This is a genomic window from Pseudomonas sp. Sample_9 (assembly GCF_004307535.1).
Lineage (GTDB): Bacteria > Pseudomonadota > Gammaproteobacteria > Pseudomonadales > Pseudomonadaceae > Aquipseudomonas > Aquipseudomonas mercuritolerans.
Window position 1 is genome coordinate 23,484 of record NZ_RAZO01000230.1, and the last position, 17,718, is coordinate 41,201.

Annotated in this window: 18 protein-coding genes and 5 pseudogenes; 9 read left to right on the top strand and 14 right to left on the bottom strand. The window is 56.7% G+C overall.

Going from position 1 to position 17,718, the window contains the following annotated elements; translation table 11 throughout:
* Positions 1-52: 52 nt before the first annotated feature.
* Together D6877_RS13315 and D6877_RS13320 are read right to left on the bottom strand one after the other, a co-directional pair.
* The gene (locus D6877_RS13315) at positions 53-796 is read right to left on the bottom strand and encodes an HNH endonuclease (RefSeq protein ID WP_130911092.1); all 744 of its coding nucleotides are present in this window, start codon (positions 794-796) and stop codon (positions 53-55) included.
* 238 nt (positions 797-1,034) lie between these two features.
* Positions 1,035-1,565 carry a hypothetical protein gene (locus D6877_RS13320; RefSeq protein ID WP_178083678.1) on the bottom strand — a complete coding sequence of 177 codons (531 nt, stop codon included), beginning with the start codon at positions 1,563-1,565 and terminating at the stop codon, positions 1,035-1,037.
* Between the two features lie 45 nt (positions 1,566-1,610).
* On the opposite strand from D6877_RS13320, the gene D6877_RS13325 reads away from it, so the two are divergent.
* On the top strand, positions 1,611-2,264 hold the full coding sequence (locus D6877_RS13325) for a hypothetical protein (protein ID WP_130911093.1): 654 nt from the start codon (positions 1,611-1,613) through the stop codon (positions 2,262-2,264).
* 40 nt (positions 2,265-2,304) lie between these two features.
* Here the strand turns inward: D6877_RS13325 and D6877_RS13330 are convergent.
* A pseudogene (locus D6877_RS13330) lies at positions 2,305-3,229 on the bottom strand (DNA cytosine methyltransferase).
* A 49-nt stretch (positions 3,230-3,278) separates the two neighbouring features.
* On the opposite strand from D6877_RS13330, the gene D6877_RS13335 reads away from it, so the two are divergent.
* The gene (locus D6877_RS13335) at positions 3,279-3,959 is read left to right on the top strand and encodes an SLATT domain-containing protein (RefSeq protein ID WP_130911094.1); all 681 of its coding nucleotides are present in this window, start codon (positions 3,279-3,281) and stop codon (positions 3,957-3,959) included.
* On the opposite strand, the gene D6877_RS13340 is transcribed toward D6877_RS13335, so the two are convergent.
* A complete protein-coding gene (locus D6877_RS13340; RefSeq protein ID WP_241662896.1) occupies positions 3,923-4,591 on the bottom strand; it encodes a hypothetical protein in 669 nt (222 codons plus the stop codon). The genes D6877_RS13335 and D6877_RS13340 overlap by 37 nt on opposite strands.
* Entirely contained in the window at positions 4,588-4,785 is a 198-nt protein-coding gene (locus D6877_RS29895) for a hypothetical protein (RefSeq protein ID WP_241662897.1), read from the bottom strand. The genes D6877_RS13340 and D6877_RS29895 overlap by 4 nt, the downstream gene beginning before the upstream one ends.
* A 100-nt stretch (positions 4,786-4,885) precedes the next feature.
* On the opposite strand from D6877_RS29895, the gene D6877_RS13345 reads away from it, so the two are divergent.
* The gene (locus tag D6877_RS13345) at positions 4,886-5,428 is read left to right on the top strand and encodes a hypothetical protein (RefSeq protein WP_130911095.1); all 543 of its coding nucleotides are present in this window, start codon (positions 4,886-4,888) and stop codon (positions 5,426-5,428) included.
* Here D6877_RS13345 and D6877_RS13350 read toward each other — a convergent pair.
* The 4 genes and pseudogenes from D6877_RS13350 to rtcR all read right to left on the bottom strand — a co-directional run bounded on the left by D6877_RS13350 (position 5,425) and on the right by rtcR (position 8,933).
* Positions 5,425-5,804: pseudogene (locus tag D6877_RS13350) on the bottom strand (hypothetical protein). The gene D6877_RS13345 and the pseudogene D6877_RS13350 overlap by 4 nt on opposite strands.
* Before the next feature lie 75 nt (positions 5,805-5,879).
* Positions 5,880-6,342: pseudogene (locus D6877_RS13355) on the bottom strand (hypothetical protein).
* Positions 6,339-6,574, bottom strand: a pseudogene (locus tag D6877_RS29900) (hypothetical protein). The pseudogenes D6877_RS13355 and D6877_RS29900 overlap by 4 nt, the downstream one beginning before the upstream one ends.
* 760 nt (positions 6,575-7,334) lie before the next feature.
* Entirely contained in the window at positions 7,335-8,933 is a 1,599-nt protein-coding gene (rtcR, locus tag D6877_RS13370) for an RNA repair transcriptional activator RtcR (protein ID WP_130911106.1), read from the bottom strand.
* Positions 8,934-9,128: 195 nt separating this feature from the next.
* Between rtcR and D6877_RS13375 the strand changes: the two genes are divergently transcribed.
* The 4 genes and pseudogenes from D6877_RS13375 to D6877_RS13390 all read left to right on the top strand — a co-directional run bounded on the left by D6877_RS13375 (position 9,129) and on the right by D6877_RS13390 (position 12,013).
* On the top strand, positions 9,129-10,355 hold the full coding sequence (locus tag D6877_RS13375) for an RtcB family protein (protein ID WP_130911097.1): 1,227 nt from the start codon (positions 9,129-9,131) through the stop codon (positions 10,353-10,355).
* 34 nt (positions 10,356-10,389) lie between these two features.
* Positions 10,390-10,473: pseudogene (locus D6877_RS29905) on the top strand (nucleotidyltransferase); the annotation flags it as partial.
* A 54-nt stretch (positions 10,474-10,527) separates the two neighbouring features.
* Positions 10,528-11,553 carry an RNA 3'-terminal phosphate cyclase gene (gene rtcA, locus D6877_RS13385; RefSeq protein WP_130911098.1) on the top strand — a complete coding sequence of 342 codons (1,026 nt, stop codon included), beginning with the start codon at positions 10,528-10,530 and terminating at the stop codon, positions 11,551-11,553.
* A 172-nt stretch (positions 11,554-11,725) separates the two neighbouring features.
* Positions 11,726-12,013 (top strand): hypothetical protein, encoded by a 288-nt coding sequence (locus D6877_RS13390; protein WP_130902651.1) that lies wholly within the window; start codon positions 11,726-11,728, stop codon positions 12,011-12,013.
* A gap of 80 nt (positions 12,014-12,093) precedes the next feature.
* Here D6877_RS13390 and D6877_RS13395 read toward each other — a convergent pair whose 3' ends face one another.
* Positions 12,094-12,309, bottom strand: a complete 216-nt coding sequence (locus tag D6877_RS13395) for a hypothetical protein (RefSeq protein WP_016774063.1) — start codon at positions 12,307-12,309, stop codon at positions 12,094-12,096.
* Between the two features lie 127 nt (positions 12,310-12,436).
* The gene (locus D6877_RS13400) at positions 12,437-12,712 is read right to left on the bottom strand and encodes a hypothetical protein (RefSeq protein ID WP_130911099.1); all 276 of its coding nucleotides are present in this window, start codon (positions 12,710-12,712) and stop codon (positions 12,437-12,439) included.
* A gap of 186 nt (positions 12,713-12,898) precedes the next feature.
* Here D6877_RS13400 and D6877_RS13405 point away from each other — a divergent pair, with 186 nt between their 5' ends.
* The gene (locus D6877_RS13405; protein ID WP_130911100.1) at positions 12,899-13,228 is read left to right on the top strand and encodes a hypothetical protein; all 330 of its coding nucleotides are present in this window, start codon (positions 12,899-12,901) and stop codon (positions 13,226-13,228) included.
* 29 nt (positions 13,229-13,257) lie between these two features.
* Here the strand turns inward: D6877_RS13405 and D6877_RS13410 are convergent, their stop codons facing one another.
* The 3 genes from D6877_RS13410 to D6877_RS13420 form a co-directional block, all read right to left on the bottom strand.
* Positions 13,258-14,202: an alpha/beta hydrolase gene (locus tag D6877_RS13410; protein ID WP_130911101.1), complete on the bottom strand. Its 945-nt coding sequence runs from the start codon at positions 14,200-14,202 to the stop codon at positions 13,258-13,260.
* 113 nt (positions 14,203-14,315) lie between these two features.
* Complete coding sequence (locus D6877_RS13415; protein WP_130911102.1) at positions 14,316-15,314, bottom strand: NAD(P)H-quinone oxidoreductase; 999 nt, start codon at positions 15,312-15,314, stop codon at positions 14,316-14,318.
* Positions 15,315-15,375: 61 nt separating this feature from the next.
* Complete coding sequence (locus tag D6877_RS13420) at positions 15,376-16,575, bottom strand: YbfB/YjiJ family MFS transporter (protein ID WP_130911103.1); 1,200 nt, start codon at positions 16,573-16,575, stop codon at positions 15,376-15,378.
* Positions 16,576-16,687: 112 nt separating this feature from the next.
* Between D6877_RS13420 and D6877_RS13425 the strand changes: the two genes are divergently transcribed.
* Entirely contained in the window at positions 16,688-17,563 is an 876-nt protein-coding gene (locus tag D6877_RS13425; protein ID WP_130911104.1) for a LysR family transcriptional regulator, read from the top strand.
* Positions 17,564-17,718: the final 155 nt, after the last annotated feature.

Here is a 17,718-nt window from a genome sequence, read left to right on the forward strand (position 1 = left end):
TAAAGTTGTTTAAGCGTGCTAACGGCACGCTTATTAGCAAGGTTGATTAGTACTAAAAATTCCCTATCACCATTCCTACCTCGCAGCCGTCAGTCATACCTCCACTCATTCGGATTTTTGAGCCTGACGGTCCTGTTATTTCATAGAGTAATGGTGTTACGAAGAAGGTGAACTTTCCAAATCTCATATTGAGAGTTTCTACGATTATTTTATTGGGTGGGTCGACTTTCAGAACTAAATGTGTCTGTCCCTTATTTTCCTTAATGGTTATTTTTCCTCCGATAACAGTTACATCCCAGTTTGTACTTTGTGCAGTCCATTCGTTGTTTTCGATTTCGAGAGATATTCGACCTTGAGAATCGCAAAACATTGCGGACAAGAGAAACGGCCCACCTTCTATTTCTGGTGGTGCGATTTTTATTAGCGGAATGTGAAATAGTTTTATTGGTATTGAACAATTGTAAAACGTTGTACCTCCAAATACTAAAATCGGATGGCCGCCACTAAAATCAAGCATGGATTTGGGATTGCCTGCCTGCTTGCAAAAAGGTTTTTCGTTAGCTTTTCTTACTTTTTCTTTTGACCAGAATTTTCTAGTTACGTTGGCGTGGCATGTTGGACATAGGAGCGTTATCTTATCAGCACTGTGTTCTTCAGCGTCAGCGAATATAGGGTTGACATGTTCGTATTCAATCAGCCCTGATCCGCATATAACGCATCCAAACCCACATCGCTGCCTTACCAGCAGTTTTATGGCTGGTGGTATTTCCCTAGATAGACCATGTTTATTTTGCATCCTACGCCCCCCATTCTCGGTTGATCTCAGTCGTCTCTTAGCATGCCAGAAAAGGATACAAAATTTTTGGGTCTTGAGATGACTGCTTCTAGTTAGCTGCGCAGTTGATGATCAACGTAACGATATCTGGACGGGCAATAAGTCTGGCGACCAATCTCCATAAGATTTATCGTGCCTCCACCTACTGCTCCTGGCTAAGAGCCTGCTGCACCGCTGCGATAATGCGGCACAGGTGATTCTAGGCGGGATTCGGCTCGACGGCTTTCTCGTCCACCAGATGCCACCACTCTGGGCCGAACAAGTTGGTCAGAAGTTCACCCTGCTGGTGTCCCATCGAAATCGACTCAACTCCGCGAAGTTCGTCGATCTGGTCGTAGAGGTCGCGGGCATCTTCCTGATCTAGGCTGTCGCCAAACTCCCAATACCCTTTGCGCATCCGGCGCGGGTCGATTACAGATTTCTTGGCCAAGGCCAATAGCGCGTCATTGGAAAATCTCTGAGACTCGAGCATTGGCTGGAAGTAACCGATGATGTAGTCCTCATCAAGGCGGCAAAAGAACTGCCCGATGGTGAGGCCGTCCCACATGCCGCCCCAGTAGAAGTGCCAGCTCTTGTCGCAGCAGCTGACGGTGATCTTGCCTTTGCGAGGGGCCAGGTCCTCAAGGAACACAGTTATCGGATCGAGGCTTGGCGCGCCGGTGATCACCAGCTTCGTGACTGTCGATCGCTCAACCTTCAATGGCTCGGCCGGTTTGTTTTCTGTGGGCATGGGGGTGTCTCGCCGGTATATTGGCTGTCTTTTTGGGAGGAAAAGATGTCTTTTTGTTTGGCGCTGACAGATGTTGACTGGTCGTTGACCAAAGACGCGTTCTCTATCCTTGGTACGATCGCAAGCGCCTTAGGTATTGGACTAGCTTTTTATGTTGGTATCGAAGGACTTGCAACATGGAAGAGACAGCTCAGAGGGACTACTCATCATGAGCTAGCGCGTAAGGCCTTAATTGAGCTCTATAAGTACAGAGAGTCAGTTGAGCGCGCCCGCTCGCCAGCGATGATGGGTTCTGAGTTGGAGCTAAAGCCTGAAGAGGAAGCAGATCTGACTTTTCGCGAAAAAAGTTACTTACGCAAATGCAGCGGCTACCAAAAAAGGTTCGACGCAATGTTCGCTGCGCGCGCCCCTATTCATGCGACTCTGCTTGAAAGTGAAGCGCTCTGGGGGAAGGAGTTGGGCGAGCTCTTCAAGCCGTTATTTAGTATGCAGCATGATTTCTTGCTATATGTTGAATATTGGCTAATGGCGTCGGATCCTCGGGAAGATGAGGATTATCGCAGAACTTATTGGGACGTTATAAAGGACAAGCCTAAGATCATCTTCGACAAGTTGGGCGATGATGGTGATGAGTTTCGGCAGAGTTTCAATCGCTGCGTTGCAGGCATTGAGCAGTATTTAAAGCCTAAACTCGCATAACCTTTTTGGCCGTCCACTTCGGCGCAACAGGCTTGGGGCATCAAGCAGCATCTTTCAGCGCCTCGATGATCCGCTGGCTAGCAAGCGGCGGAACAGCGTTGCCAGCCATGTGCATGGTCAGCCGGTGGTTGTCGGGACGCAGGGTATCGGCGGGGAACGACATGGCGGCCAGCGCCTCGTTGGCCGACAGCATGCGCATTTCGTTGCCTCGAACCAGCGCCCAGCGATCCAGCGTGGTGATGGTGCCGATCGGGCGGTTGATATCACGACCAGTCAGCCCTGAGCCATTACCGTAGTAGGGCATGATGAACTGATCGCCGAATCGCTCTCGGCCGTTGCGCACCCGGTCCAAAGTGGCCTGGGCGCGCCCTGGCTTTTCGATCGGTGACCAGCGCCCAGCGTTGAACTGGAGGAAGCTGGCGGCGGGAACGTGCTGGCGCCGGTGGAGCTGGAGCATCAGCGGCGACTTGCTGCGGGTGCAGACCAAGAACAGGCGCACTCGGTGCTGCGGCACGCCGAGATCAGCGCAGTCGACTAAGTGCGGCGCGATCATGTAGCCCAGCGCTGCCATGGCTTGCGACCAGGCTGGATACAATGCCCAGTCCGAGAACTCTTCGACGTTCTCGACCAGCACCACTTCGGGCTTGTGGTACTCGGCGGCGGACACAACCGCCCATGCTGTCGACCGGGATGCGTCGTGCTGTGCATTGCCTGACTTCTTGCCCCGGGCTTTCGAATTGCCTTGGCAGCAGGGTGAAGCGAGCATGATGTCGTGAGCGGGCACCTTCGACCAATCCGCCTGATGCAGGTCTTGGCAGATGTGGATGGCTTTTGGGTGGTTGGCGATATGCCATTCGACGGCGACCGGCCAATGGTTGGCCGCCCAGATAACTTCGATGCCGGCATTGCGGGCGCCGGTGGAACCATCCGCCGAGACCGGCGAATAAATCGATTGCTGTGGGCATGAGTGAGCCTCAAGGATAAGATGCGCGCCTGTCTCATGGAGGGTGCGCATTGTCGGGTTCTGATAGCTTTAAAAATCTATACAAAAAAATGGATGCCACCTCGAAGACGAGGTTTCACGCGTCGCGGCGCCTACGGCTCCACGCGAAACTATCGACTTATACTGTCGTGGTTTTGTCACTGGTTCTGATATTAGTTTCACTGATGCAGGCGTACGATCTCGGCGAGAATATCCAAAGAAAGGAGGTGGTTCTTCTCCAAGTTTTCGCATCAATAGCAGTGCTTGTTTATTCGCTTCTCATTGAAAAAAATGACTTCTCGAATAGGTCAGAAAAGATGTATTCCTGCGCCTCTAAGCTAGGTGAGCTAAAGCAAAAAGCTCACCCATTTAAGAAGGAAGGGAGCTTTGATCAGGCGAAGTACGACGCTTGTTGGAAGGACTACCACGACGTACTTAAACTGTATGAAACTCACTCGAACAATGACTTTCGTGGTGATTACCTCCGAGCAAAGCTCGAGATGCCGGAGGACTACACCATTCAGGGCTTCGATAGATTCGCGATGTCAGCGAAGGTGTGGGCGCTCTACACGCTAAATTTCGTAACGTATCCAACAGTTGCTGTCGTGCTGGCCCTCGCGCTTTATTGGACATGGGCCGGTTCATCAGAGAAAGTGAGCGAGCCTAACGCGGTCATTCAGTCACCACAAAAGCAGTCGATATCTTCGGAATAACCAAACGCATCCATCTGTCCCCTATAGTTTTCGGCATACCAGGCTAGGTGTGAGTACTTCGGGAGATCCATGCGAAAGACCTGGCTGAACCTCTCCTCAGCACCCGACCAGAAAATCACCCTTTCTGGCTCGGCCTGAATTGCCTTGAATAACTTGTCCTCACTTTTCTTCCAGCGCAGGTCGCAATTGCCGACGTCTGAGTCCATACCAAGATCAAAGTCTTGCTTCTGCCAGAATTCGGCGACGTCTTCCTTTGTGATGCCTGCGATATAGGAAGGGCAGACGTTGCCCCACCGAGTGCCGCCCTTTGCATTGGTGACCATCATCCGGTGGTAGCGTCCAGCTTCATCCTTGCGGATGCCGATCACACAATCCCATTCGTCGTACCCCAGCGCCCGCATGTGCTTTTCGCCAATTTTGATCTTCAAGTACGCTTTGCACATGTTGTTCGAGAAGTTCGGCAGCACCGGCGGCAGATTCTTCTCTGCTTTCCGGTATGCGGCGTAATATTCGAGCATCATGGTGAAGGGTTCGCCGTTGCGGCTGGCTGTCTCGAAATCCACCAGCCTGTACCAAGGCGCGTCATCCGGCTGGCCGTAGACGCGGCACCACTCCATCCAGACGATGTTCACGTTCCAGCGCTTCGCGATCTGGTTATGAAGACCAGCGTTTCCTCGCGCTCTTTACCGATGATCTGGAAGAGCAGGTGCACGTCTGGCGGCAGAACACCGCCATGCGCTTCCAGGATCTTGTAGACAATGTGCCCGCTGGTGCGACCACCGCTGATGCCGATCTGGGCCGGGCCGGTGATCAGGTAGGGATTCATAATTGCTCCAGACAGCCGATTGCCTCGCCGGCTGGCGTGATTCGTAGAAGTGGGGTATTTGTGTTCGGCCCGGCATGGAGCCGGCTAAAAGGACTAAATCGTGGAACAAGCCCTGTTAATTCCGTTAATTGGCGTATTAGTTGCGGCGGTGATTGCTGCTGTCACCTCACTTGTTGTTTCAATCCTTTCAAAGGATCAGAAAACATCAGAGTTCCGCCAGTCTTGGATTGATGCTTTCAGAGAGGACGCAGCAAATCTTGCGGGGCACTGGTCGACGATGGTTGCCACGCTGGAAAGTAAGAAAGCTGCAAAGGAAGACGCTCTAAAGTTTTTGGAATCACGCCATGACGACGTCATTGACGTTGAAGTGCGCATCACGAGGCTGAGGTTGAGACTCAACCCCAAGGAGCATAAGCACCTGATTAACCTCCTGAATCACCTCGGAAATGGGAAAATGTCTAGCCGTGACGAAATGGACCAGACAATGGAGTCTATTGTTGTAGAGGTACAAAAGGTTTTGAGGTCCGAGTGGAAGCGCGTTAAGCGCGGTGAGCTATCCTTTCGACTCCTAAAGTGGCTTTCATTAATCGCAATTGTTGGGGGGGGCTACGCTGCGTATCAGTTGATGATGCAAACCGTCTAGCGAGTAACTACTTGGTCGTCCGGTTCTGGCGGATCGTCGGCTAGCGACTTCATGCCAGCGGTCTGAATGATGCGCGACACCTTTTCACTAACAATAAAAGGTGTCGTGACACACTTGAGCATCTGGGCCTGCGCTTCGAAGTCGGCCGCGATTAGGTTCATCAGCAGCAACTGGTAAACCTCCTGCTGGTTGTTGATGCCGTGCGCTTCCATGACCCGCTTGAGGTCGGGCTTGAACACCCCGGTCACCTCAACCGTAAACCTCTGACGCCCAATGCAGCGTCCTTTGCTGCAGCCTTCTCGCGCTTCCTTCGCTGCTTGATTGTTTCCGCTGTCGGCTTCGGCTCTTCAGTCGGGAGCTGCTGTTCTTCGGCCATCGCCTACCTCTTCAATTCCGCTGACCGGCAAGTCCAGCCAGGTCTGTCGTTTGCGTTGTTGGGTGCGAAAACATCTCACGCTGCGACCTTCACCTGATGCCAGGCGCCGGCGGCGTAGAACAGCTTCGCGGCTTGGGCTTCGTCCATTGATATCTCGTCGGGAATGGCGATCCAGCCTGAGGGAACCAGATGGTTCGGGTTCGCGCTGTTGCGCAGCTAGGTAGTAATGCTCGATCGCATCGGTCAGGCGCTCGACCTTGTAGATACCCTCGGGCGATATCTCCACCGACTTGATGTACTCGGCACCGCGCTCGTCGCGACACATGGCGGCGATGTAGATCGTCCAGCGGTAGGAGAAGTCGAATATTGCGTTGGCGATCGCCAGACTGCGGATCTGCTTGCAGCTCTACCAGTTCGCCATGATCTGGCTGCCGCTGGGATCGATGTTCACTACCGCGACGTGGTTGGTGCGCAGCAGCGCCCGGCAACTGCGTTCAGCCCGGGCGAAACCGTTGTTGGGCTTGCGTTTCGACTTCATAGCGAGTCCACCATTTTGCGCAGCGTTTGCGTTCGGCCGCCGATATCGGCTTCGGCCGTCGCTTGAGGACCGTTTCAAGGTCTATTTTCTTCGAGCGGGGCGGTGGGAGCGGATTGCGCGGCGGGCTTTTCAGTTGGTCGATCCGCCCGCCGGCGGCCAGGTACTGCGCGATTCGTTCAGAGATCGACTCGGCGTCCGGTCGGTGCTGCTCGGCTGGAACGGAATAAGTGATTTGTCGCCTCGTCGTCGTATGAGGCTTTTTTATGCCCGCTCGTCGAGCAGATCGCACTCCGAGGCTGCGCATTTTCTCTCAATAATAAGCGCAGCCCCTGCGCCACTGACGGGAGAGAATGATGATCGACGACAACAACGGCCCTGAAGCGCCATATCCGGGACCAGGCGAGCAAACCCCTGACTCTGGCGAGGGTCATGATTCCGGACTTGAGCAAGCTGACTCTGAGCCCAAGCAAGGTACCGACGAACGACCAGAGGACTGGAATCCGCCACCCGGGAACCCTGGCTCTGATCAAGATGCCCAAACGGGTCGCGACAACGGCGGCGCGAAATAGACGCATTGAATTCATATCGCGTACGAGACCCGGCCATCGCGCCGGGTTTTTTATTGCCACCGAATCCGCTATCAACGTAGCCGGGATGTATATGGAGACGGTTATCTGGGTTTTAAGGGCGAAGCCGAGCGGCGCCGTCGCCTGAATGATTGATCCAGGCGCCGGCAACAAGCATGTTTACTCGACGATGCAGATCCAGCGATGGTTGTATCGGTATGGCGCGCGAGTGAAATGAACATCTGAAACCATCTTCATTCCGCGCTCTTGAAGCGCTTCGGTCAGTTGTACGAGTGTCTCTGCCTGGATAGTCATTGCTGTCACCTCGTCAGATTTACTGCGTTCATAATTCTTGACCGAGGGATCAGGCGGCTAATTCATTTTTTCTACGGTATTCATTGACGGGGTGTGAGCATGAATGCCGCCTTACTTTGTGCTCGCTACCTCGCCCCATTCAAGTCCGAACCGCCCCAAGTACTTTCTCAAACGATCTGCATCATTGGGTTGCGCCTTGGCCTGCCGGGAAACACCGAACAGCTGTCGGCCGGCGTCGGACAGGCTGTCCGCCTGCTGGCACACCTCAATGACAGCCTTCAACTGCAAGCGGTCGAACAAGTCCATGCTCTGTCCATCTCCCGGCAAATCAGCTGCAGAGGGTTGCGCCAAGCTCCACGCATACCGCAATCGATCGATCTCATCATCTACCTGCGCTTCATCGATGCGGCCGCTGTCGGCCAAAATCGCCATCCGCGTAATCGATGCGGACAGTTCGCGAAAGTTGCCCAGCCAGGCTGCTTCGCGTGAGCTGGCAAAAGCCAGGTAGCGTCGGCGTGCCTCGAGATTGAAACGCACCCGCTCACCCTGTTCGCGAGCATGGCGTTCCAGTTCGAAGTCGATGTTTGGCTCGATATCCTCGCGGCGGCCGGCGAGGCCGGGCAGGTCGAATGTCCAGAGGTTGATCCGTGCGTACAGGTCCTCGCGAAAAAGGCCTTCGGCGACCCGGCTGCGCAGGTCGCGGTGGGTGCCGGCGATGATCAAAAAATCGCTCTCGATCTCCCTGTCCGAGCCCAGCGGGAAGAAGCGTTTCTCTTCGATTGCCTTTAACAGCATCGCTTGTTCGTCTGCGCCGAGCTCGCCGATTTCATCGAGAAACAACATCCCGCCATCGGCGGCGCGCAGCAGGCCATCGCGTGAGTTCTGCGCGCCGGTGAAGGCGCCTTTGACGTGGCCGAACAAGGCCGACATCGCGCCGTCGCCACGCAAAGTGGCGCAGTTGACTTCGACAAAGCGTCCCTGCATTTGATGACGGTTACGTTTGAGTTCGTAGATGCGTCGAGCCAGGAAGGATTTGCCGGCGCCGGTCGGGCCGATCAGCAGCATGGGGGCTTTGGAGCGCAGCGCAACGCGCTCGATCTGTTCAATGGAGCGGTTGAAGGCCGGGTTGCGCGTGGCAATGCCGGACTTGAGAAATTCCAGGCCTTCGAGACGTTTGCTGGCGAAGCGTGAAGCAATCCGATCATAGCGCGACAGATCGAGATCGATCAGCGCATGAGTGCCGCAGGCGGGCTCGTTCTCGCTCTTGCGCTTGGCAGGGGAGGTCTGGATCAGTCGGGCCGGCAGATAGCGCGCCTCGGTGAGCAGGAACCAGCAGATCTGTGCGACGTGGGTGCCGGTGGTGATGTGGACGAGGTAATCCTCGTGCTCGGTGTCAAAATTGTACGCAGTGGTGAAGTCGTGCAGGGCGCCGTACACCTCCTCGAAATCCCAAGGATTGCGCAGCGACATTGGATGCAGGCGCACTTCGGTGCTCGGAGAAATCTGCTGGATGTCCGCTCGGACACGCTCGGCGAGGCTGACGTCGTGCGCGTCGAGGCCGTGAATCAATTCAAGCCGATGGATAGGGAGGTCTGTTTGTTGGCACAGGCCTACGCTTGGTCGCCAATAATTCCAACGGCTGGCACCTTTGCCGACACGATCCAGGGTGGCTCCGATAAATCCGATGGCGACCGTGCGTTTGTTGGGCATGCTTATCTCATAAGATAAATGACGATATGCAATGATAATTTTGCTGGTTGGATTTGTCTTCCATGGATTATCGAGACTCGCCGCATCAGATATAAAAGCTATTAAAATCAAAAAGATAGCAGAAACAACCATAGCCGCATCCAAAGCTGGCACAGCGGCTGCAATGCTGATGGAAACGAACATGGACACCAAGATATGAAAGACCAAACCTACCAGCTTCTCGAAGTCGCCAACGGCAAGCCCATCAAACTCTGGACCGAAGGTGTCCCGGTTGAAAACGAAGCCCGCGCACAGTTGATGAACACGGCAAAAATGCCGTTCATCTTCAAGCATCTGGCGGTCATGCCCGATGTGCACTTGGGCAAGGGCTCGACAATTGGCAGCGTGATTCCAACGGTCGGCGCGATCATTCCGGCGGCGGTGGGTGTCGACATCGGTTGCGGCATGATCGCTGCGCGTACATCGCTGACAGCCGCGGATCTGCCGGACAACCTGCATGGACTGCGCAGCGCCATCGAGCAAGCGGTGCCGCACGGCCGCAGTTCGACTCGTTCGCGGCGAGACAAAGGCGCGTGGGATGAGATTCCTCAGCAAGCCGATCAGGCCTGGGCGGGGTTGCAGCCGCGTTTCAAACTGATCACCGACAAGTATCCGAAACTGGCCAACACCAACAACCGTGGGCATTTGGGGACGCTTGGCAGCGGCAACCACTTCATTGAAGTGTGCCTCGATGAAGCCAATCGAGTCTGGTTCATGTTGCACAGTGGCTCGCGGGGTGTCGGCAACGCCATCGGCAACCTGTTCATCCAGATGGCCCAAGCCGATATGCGTCAGCATATCGCCAACTTGCCAGACCGTGACCTGGCCTACTTCGAAGAAGGCAGCCGACATTTTGATGACTACGTGGAGGCGGTGGGCTGGGCGCAGGATTTTGCCAGACAGAACCGTGAACTGATGATGCGCGCAGTGATTCAGGCTACGCGGCAGATCATCCGCAAACCTTTCGAGGTCGCGCTGGAAGCGGTCAACTGCCATCACAACTACGTGCAGAAGGAGCGGCATTTTGGCCAAGACGTGCTGATTACCCGCAAAGGCGCGGTGTCAGCGAAGAAGGACGAGCTGGGGATTATTCCGGGCTCGATGGGGGCGAAGAGTTTCATTGTGCGCGGTCTGGGCAACGAAGAATCGTTCAGTTCCTGCAGTCATGGCGCCGGGCGCACCATGAGCCGCACGAAGGCCAAGAATACCTTCACCGTCGCCGATCAGATTCGCGCCACCGCCCACGTGGAATGCCGCAAGGACGAAGCGGTGATTGACGAAATTCCGATGGCCTACAAGGACATCGACAAAGTCATGCACGCCCAGCGTGAGCTGGTGGAAGTGCTGCATACCCTGCGTCAGGTGGTGTGCGTTAAAGGATAACGACTGCCGTGCTGGATAGGGCATTTGGAACCTCCGTCGTCCGGCACTGCACCGTTTCATCGCGGCTGAGCTGGACCGCAAAGTCCCGACATTACTCAGAACTCAGCAAGATTCGTGACGGCAGTATCGGTACCTCAGGGATATCGTTGGGCTGTATGCATAAGGATTGGCAATGAAAGAAATAATTGAACTGGACGGCGCCATTGGTGGCGGTCAGGTGTTGCGCAGTGCGCTGAGCCTGTCGATGGTGACAGGCCGGGCGTTTCGTATTAAACAGATCCGCGCCAGACGCAGCCGTCCGGGATTGCTGCGTCAACATCTGACAGCCGTGATGGCGGCGGCCGAGGTTTGCGGCGCACAGATATCGGGTGCGCACTTGGGTTCACAGGCTTTGAGCTTCGAACCGCGCGAAATTCGTGCCGGCGATTTCAGGTTCGCCATCGGCACGGCCGGCAGTTGCACGCTGGTGTTACAGACTTTGTTGCCAGCCCTGTTGCAGGCGCCTCAAACCAGTCGGGTGACGATCTCCGGTGGCACGCACAATCCGCTGGCACCGCCGACGGATTTCCTCTCGCGCAGTTGGCTACCGCTGCTGCGGCGCATGGGCGGCAATGTCGAGCTGGAGTTGCTGCGTCATGGTTTCGTACCGGCTGGCGGTGGCGAGATTGCCGTGACGGTGCAGCCGTCGCGCCTGACGCGACTGGATGTGTGTGAGCGCGGCGAGGCGATTTCACGGCAGGCTCTGGCGCTGACTGCCGGACTTGCGCCTACCGTCGCTCAGCGAGAACTGAGCCAAGTGGCCAAGCGGTTGAACTGGCCAGCGGACGCGCTGCACCAAGTGACGCTTGATCCGGCACGCGGCCCGGGCAATGTGTTATTGCTTGAGTACGTTTTCGAGCACGTCACTGAAGTGTTCAGCGCATTTGGCCAAGTGTCGTTACGCGCTGAGAAAGTAGCGGATGCTGCGATCAATCAGGCTGCTGACTGGCTGCGCAGTGATGCTGCGGTCGCTGAGCACTTGGCCGATCAGTTGCTGTTGCCGATGGCACTGGCCGGCGGTGGATCGTTCACCACGCCGCGCATGACTGATCATTTGCGCAGCAACATTGAAGTCATACAGATGTTTTTGCCCGTCCGTATCGATTGCCAGGAGGAGGGCAGTGATCGCTTGCGTATAGCAGTTTTACAAACTCATTAGCAGCGACCTGCGATCCCGAAGGCAGTCGCAAAACTTCACTGAGAGCGCCGCTAGCCTTGAGCCATTAGCACATCCGACCTAATTGCCCCTGTTCCGGCTCGACCTTAAAGTCCTTTCGCTTGGCAGCTGACTGTCAAATTTTCCGGTACAAAATCAAAAAGGTCGATCTGCAATGAATTCATCAAGGACTATTCCGGTTCTCGCTTTAATCGCAACACTGGTCCTCGCGGTCACGGGATGCCAGACCGTAAAGCCGGGGGAGAGTGATCTCAAGAATCGCGCACAGACCACCATCGGCAAACCCGTGATCAAGGTTTCCAACATTCGCAGCGACTTCAATACAACGTTCTACACCGCTCAAACCGAAAGTGGCGAATATACCTGCGAACTGCCGAGCGGTCCGATGGTAGCCCTGGGTTCCATGGGCATGGGACTGGGCGCTCAGTGCACCAAACAATGACCAGCCAGTCTCTTCGCCGCTAAAAAAAGGCCAATGTCGATGACATTGGCCTTTTCTCTTTAACGAATACTCGGCGCAGATCAGTTGGTTTTCGAGTTCAACTTGCGCAGTTCTTCATAGGTCGCCGATTGCACGAACCAGAAGCCGGAGACGATGCACCAGCCCAGGGTGCCGCCTACGAACATACCGAGACCCGAGAGAAAGCTCTGGCTCATCATGAAGAGGGAAACGATCAGGATGACCGCCAGTGCGATGTAGAGAACGATGTTGTTGACGCCGATGACGAAATCTTTCATTTGCATTCCTTGGATGTATTTTCCTCTGGTCGCCCTCTATGGCGGCCAGTGCGCGCATCATATTGATATCACCCGGTGTTGCGCTAGTTTCGGTGTCGGATTTTCGTTACCAAAAGCGAATCCACTCTTACTGAGCCGGTTTTTTATCCAGGTCGTTGGAATCGCTCGACGTCGCGGCATCCTTTTCTGTCTCATGCGGCTGGGAGCCTGCGTTGGCGCCTGACGACTCTTCGCCTTTCTTGTTCGCCTTCTCATCATGATCGCGAGAGCTTTCTGCATGATTGACGCCGGGCAGGGCGGTGGCGGGGGTGGCGGCGCCCGCCGTGGATTCGGCTGCCGAAACGTGAATTGGGCCGATCAGGCACAGGCTGAAAAACGACAAGGCGAAAATTTTCTTGTTCATCACGTGGGCCTTCTGCGAGGTGGAATGTACAGCGTTGGATAGGCCTGTCTGGCGAAGGTGCGCGGTACTGGACGAACGGCGAATTTCACCCTGATGAAAAAAATCCTGACAGCAGGCAAATTGCTGGCCCCCAGAGACATTTCGCCCCGGCAAAATCGCCTTTTTTCAAAAGGTTAGGTTGGCTATATGCGGACGATTGTCATCACCGTTGCGACGCTTTCCCTGGCTTTGATCGCTTCGGGAGTGCAGGCAAAAGAGTTAAGCAAGGGCCATCGCTTTGCCTGCGCCTGGGGCTCGGACATTGCTGCCGGTGCGCAGCAATCCAAGCTGTCCGGAGTCTCGCTGTATGGCGCGCGCAAGCAATTGCAGGTTCGCCGGTTCCAGCAACCCTGGATGCGCATGACCGCGATGGGAATTACCGAGCAGACCTATAACAGCAGTTCGAAACTCAAACCGGCAGCGGTCAAGCAGACCTATTATGAGCAATGCGTACGGCACGAATTGGCCCGGCGTTGAGGCAGGTTGACCAAGGCTGACCGGACAACTCAGGAGTCTCGAGAGCCCTTGGCGACTGTCGGCCCGGCCACCCGCGGCGCCGCTTTGGTCTGCATCAGTGCATCCAGAGCCTTGCGATAACCCTGACCGCCCAGCGCCATGCTGTTGTTGTGCGTTGCTCCGGGCACCAGCAGCAGACGCTTGGGCTGCTCAGCGGCATTGAACAGCTGCTCGCTGAAGCGCGGCGGCACGAAGGCATCAGCCAGGCCATGCACCACCAAAAGCGGCATATGAATATCGGCGATCTTGTCGATGGAATCGAATTTCTGCGAAAGCAGCCAGCGCACTGGAAGTGAGGTGTTGGCCACGGCAGCAGCTACGTCGGCCAGCGATGTGAATGTCGACTCGATCACCAGACCGCGTACCGGCAGAGGTGTGTGGTTGCGCGCCGCGTTCTGTCCCAGTTCGGCCGCCAGATCAATCGCCACCGCGCCACCGAGAGAGTGGCCGTAGATCAGGCGCTTGTTCGGGTCCGGTTGCAGCAACTGGAAGCGCTCCCACGCCACGCGGGCATCTTCATAAACGCTGCTTTCGGATGGTAGATCACCCTTGCTTTGCCCGAACCCTCGATAATCGATGGCCAGCACCGAATAGCCCGCCGCGCGTAGTTGCTCTATGCGGAACAACTGTCCGGTGAGGTTCCAGCGCACGCCATGCAAGTAAAGGATTGCCGGGGCATTGGCACGTTCCGCCGGCCACCACCAGGCATGGATGTTCTGCCCGGCCTTGAAACTCTTCGGATGCAGATCGAGTTCCTGAACGCTGCCGGGCAGTCCGCGATACCAGCCGGCAGTGCCCGGCTCAATGCGAAAAAGCAGTTTGCGCTCGGTGTGTTCCAGCACCGCACAACTCGTCGGCACGCCAATGATCAGCGCGGCCATCATGGCGAATGCCAGGCGGCGGCGTCGCAGACGAGTCAGCAAGGACAGGAACATTAATCGTTTCACCACGGCGCAGACAAAGAACGCTTTTTACCAGATGCCTCGGTCTGCGCGTGATTATTTTCGACCACCGTGCATGTGCAACGATTACAAGATGCTGCAATCGCTCACGCGACTTGCAGGACGATCTTGCCGATATGATCGCCGCCCTCCATGCGGGCGTGGGCCTGAGCCGCGTCAGCCATCGGGTAAACCTTGTCGATGATCGGTAGGCAGCGCCCGGCGCTGAGAGCAGGCCAAACGTGTTCATGCAGTTGATCGGCGATGGCGGCTTTCTCCGCAGCGGTGCGCGCGCGTAGCAGCGAACCGGTGACCACCGCGCGTTTGCCGAGGATCGCCAACAAATCCACATCGTTGGCGCGGGCGCCGCCGAGGAAGCCGAGCATCACCAGTCGCCCATCCATTGCCAGTGCGCTGATATTTCCGTTGAGGTACGAGCCGCCCATGATGTCGAGAATCACGTTCACGCCTTGATTTGCGGTCTTCTCGGCAATGACCTTGGCAAAATCTTCTTCCCGATAGTTGATCGGCTGCCCGCCAAGTTTACTGATTGCGGCGCATTTTTCAGGACTGCCGGCGGTGGCGAACGCTTCGATACCGAATTCACGGCAGAGCATCAGCGCGGTGGTGCCGATACCGCTGGTGCCGCCGTGAATCAGCACGCGCTGGCCGGCCTTGGCACCGCCGAGGCCGAACAGGTTGGCCCAGACGGTGAAAAACGTTTCCGGAATCGCGGCGGCCTGGACCCAATCGACTCCATCCGGCACAGGCAAAGTCTGGCCGGCTGGTACCGCGCAATACTCGGCGTATCCGCCGCCATTGGTCAGTGCGCACACACGATCGCCCACAGCGAACCGCGTAACTCCGGGACCCAGTGCAACCACTTCGCCAGCCACTTCCAGGCCGGGAATCGGGTCCATCCCGGGTTTCATCGGATATTTGCCGGCGCGCTGCAAGGCATCCGGACGATTGATGCCGGCAGCGTGAACGCGGATAAGCACTTGGCCTTCGGCAACGGTCGGCAGAGGCACGCGCCTGGCTTGCAATACTTCAGGGCCGCCGGGTTCGGTGATTTCAATACGGGTCATTTCGTTGGGCAGTGACATTGTCGATTCCTATGAAAAAGGTCGTGTAGATGGGAACGCTGGCAGCGCGCAATGATTCCCTTCAGTTCGCCGCGCAACGTGGTTCAGTTGTAGAGGGCAGCCAGCGCATGGCTTGCTCCAGCAGTAGAGCGACGACGATCGCGCCAGCGGCGATCACAAACAGCAGCGTGTGCTGGCCGCCCGAGGCATTGAACAATGCCGAATAGGCAAACCCGGCCAGCGCCTGAAAGGTTGCGAATGACACAGTGGCACGGCTCCAGGCGATCTGCTGGCAGTGATGCGACGGCACCAGTTCATGCACCCGGGCCAGGGCCAGCGGCACGATGCCCGGCGGGAACGAGCCGAGAATCACCGCCAGTAAAGCCAGCGCCAGAAACGAATGGAAGACGGCGAGCAAACCGAGAGCGACGGCTTGCACTACCAACACCACTCGAATACCAGTGCGCGCACCAAGCTGGTCGGCCAGGAAGCCGTAAGTCACCGGCCCGACAATCGCCCCCAGGCCATACATGACCCAGACCATTGCGCCGATATGCGCCCCGGCACCCAATCCACGCGCTACGTAATCCACCAGAAACACCATGGCAGGCACCAGCCCGGCAGCCATGAACGCATATTGAGCGAACAACAGGTAAACGCCCGGCGGTGTTCGCTCATCAGCCGACGTTGCGTGCGCAGCCACGACATGCGCTGTATCTGCAGGCCAGCCGAACCAGCTCAATGCGGTCAGCAGCATCGCCAGCGCGCCCAGCCCGAGCCACGTTGCCTGCAAGCCAAGAGTCAGCAGCGGCGGCACGATAGTCCCGGAGCCGGCGATTCCGAGGCCGATGCCAAGGAAGATTGCGCCACTGGCCAAGCCTCTTCGTGACGCAGGAACATGTGGCAGCACGGTTGCCGCAACCAGCACCATGATCGCGCCGCCAGCAACACCTGACAGCAAACGCCAGCCGAAAAACCAGCTCACCGACAGCGGATAAGCACAGGCAAAAAATGCCGCCGTGACCGCCAGCATCATCAGGCGCAAGGCGTTGCGGTTGCCTGTTTGGTGAGCCATGGGCCGACCGAGCAGGGCGCCGATCAAATAGCCGACCAGATTGGCCGCGCCGAGATAGACGACATCATTGGCCGAAAACCACTGCGCCTGAATCAGCGAAGGGATCAATGGCGTGTAAGCGAAACGCGCCAGACCAATGCTGACCAGACTGGCGCAAAGTCCGGCGAAGATCGGCAGCCAGATGCCGGTAGAGTGTGCAGTACGCATGATGGCGATCTCACAAGAGGTGTATGGCGCTCAGCTTATCGGCTATCGTATGCTGCGCATACGCAGCGATTAAGCGGCACACTGATGCAAAAATGCTTCGAAGAGGATCAGCATGAATTGGGATGATGCCCGAGTGTTTCTGGCGGTCTGTCGCGAGTCGACATTGCGTGGGGCTGCGCGGGTTCTGGGCGTGGACCAGGCCACGGTCGGACGGCGTGTCGCCGCGCTGGAGAAGTCTTTGAGCGCGACGCTGTTCCTGCGCACCTCTGATGGCTACGCGCTGACTGCAGTCGGTGAAGCGGCGCTCAGAAGCGTGGAAAAAATGGAGCATTCGGCGCTGGAACTGGAGCGGCACATCCATGGGCTGGATGATCGTCTGACCGGTAACGTACGCGTCAGCACCACCGACTCGCTGGCCATCGACTTCATCATCCCGGCGATGGCACGCCTGCATGATCAGCATCCGGATGTGCAGATCCAGCTGGATGCGTCGACGCAAATCCTCAGTCTGGCCAAGCGCGAAGCCGATATCGCGGTGCGCAATACTCGGCCGGATAACCCGGATCTCATCGCCCGGCGAATCGCCCGCTGGCCTGTAGGACTTTTCGCAGCGCAGGCCTATGTTGACCGCAACGGCGAACCGCAGCCCGGCAGTGCATTCGAGGGCCATGATCTGGTGGTCTATCAGCCGTATTTGCAGAGCAAAAAGGATTTGACCCTGGTCTCCGAACCGTTGAACAGAGGGCGCATCGTGGCGACGCTCAGTTCAAGCCTGTTGGTGCGTCGCTCACTTGCCGCCGGCCTGGGTGTAGGGGAAATTCCGGTGTACATGGGCGAACGCGACGGCCTGGTCAGGCTCTGGCCGGAGCGCGCCCGGCCGCTGCCGTATGAAGTCTGGCTGGTCACCCACGCCGACCTGCGTCACACCGCGCGGGTACGGGCGGTCATCGAGCAGATCGTTGAGGCTTTTGCGCTGGAAAACCAATAATGGGTGCAGGGTTTTGCAGAGGCTACAAGGTCTGACGAAACAGCCTACGTCCGAGGCAGAATGGGCCGGCTTGTCGTAAGCAATGATGAGTTCTATTGTCACTGCAGCTCGATGCGAACCTCAGTTACGCATCGAAAGGAAGAGCCAGGGAAGGC

What these genes read in the sequence shown, in the direction of transcription:
- D6877_RS13315 (WP_130911092.1), bottom strand. Translation starts at nt 796, where the DNA reads ATGCAAAATAAACATGGTCTATCTAGGGAAATACCACCAGCCATAAAA.
- D6877_RS13320 (WP_178083678.1), bottom strand. Translation starts at nt 1,565, where the DNA reads ATGCCCACAGAAAACAAACCGGCCGAGCCATTGAAGGTTGAGCGATCG.
- D6877_RS13325 (WP_130911093.1), top strand. Translation starts at nt 1,611, where the DNA reads ATGTCTTTTTGTTTGGCGCTGACAGATGTTGACTGGTCGTTGACCAAA.
- D6877_RS29895 (WP_241662897.1), bottom strand. Translation starts at nt 4,785, where the DNA reads ATGAATCCCTACCTGATCACCGGCCCGGCCCAGATCGGCATCAGCGGT.
- rtcR (WP_130911106.1), bottom strand. Translation starts at nt 8,933, where the DNA reads ATGCCCAACAAACGCACGGTCGCCATCGGATTTATCGGAGCCACCCTG.
- D6877_RS13375 (WP_130911097.1), top strand. Translation starts at nt 9,129, where the DNA reads ATGAAAGACCAAACCTACCAGCTTCTCGAAGTCGCCAACGGCAAGCCC.
- rtcA (WP_130911098.1), top strand. Translation starts at nt 10,528, where the DNA reads ATGAAAGAAATAATTGAACTGGACGGCGCCATTGGTGGCGGTCAGGTG.
- D6877_RS13390 (WP_130902651.1), top strand. Translation starts at nt 11,726, where the DNA reads ATGAATTCATCAAGGACTATTCCGGTTCTCGCTTTAATCGCAACACTG.
- D6877_RS13395 (WP_016774063.1), bottom strand. Translation starts at nt 12,309, where the DNA reads ATGAAAGATTTCGTCATCGGCGTCAACAACATCGTTCTCTACATCGCA.
- D6877_RS13400 (WP_130911099.1), bottom strand. Translation starts at nt 12,712, where the DNA reads ATGAACAAGAAAATTTTCGCCTTGTCGTTTTTCAGCCTGTGCCTGATC.
- D6877_RS13405 (WP_130911100.1), top strand. Translation starts at nt 12,899, where the DNA reads ATGCGGACGATTGTCATCACCGTTGCGACGCTTTCCCTGGCTTTGATC.
- D6877_RS13410 (WP_130911101.1), bottom strand. Translation starts at nt 14,202, where the DNA reads ATGTTCCTGTCCTTGCTGACTCGTCTGCGACGCCGCCGCCTGGCATTC.
- D6877_RS13415 (WP_130911102.1), bottom strand. Translation starts at nt 15,314, where the DNA reads ATGTCACTGCCCAACGAAATGACCCGTATTGAAATCACCGAACCCGGC.
- D6877_RS13420 (WP_130911103.1), bottom strand. Translation starts at nt 16,575, where the DNA reads ATGCGTACTGCACACTCTACCGGCATCTGGCTGCCGATCTTCGCCGGA.
- D6877_RS13425 (WP_130911104.1), top strand. Translation starts at nt 16,688, where the DNA reads ATGAATTGGGATGATGCCCGAGTGTTTCTGGCGGTCTGTCGCGAGTCG.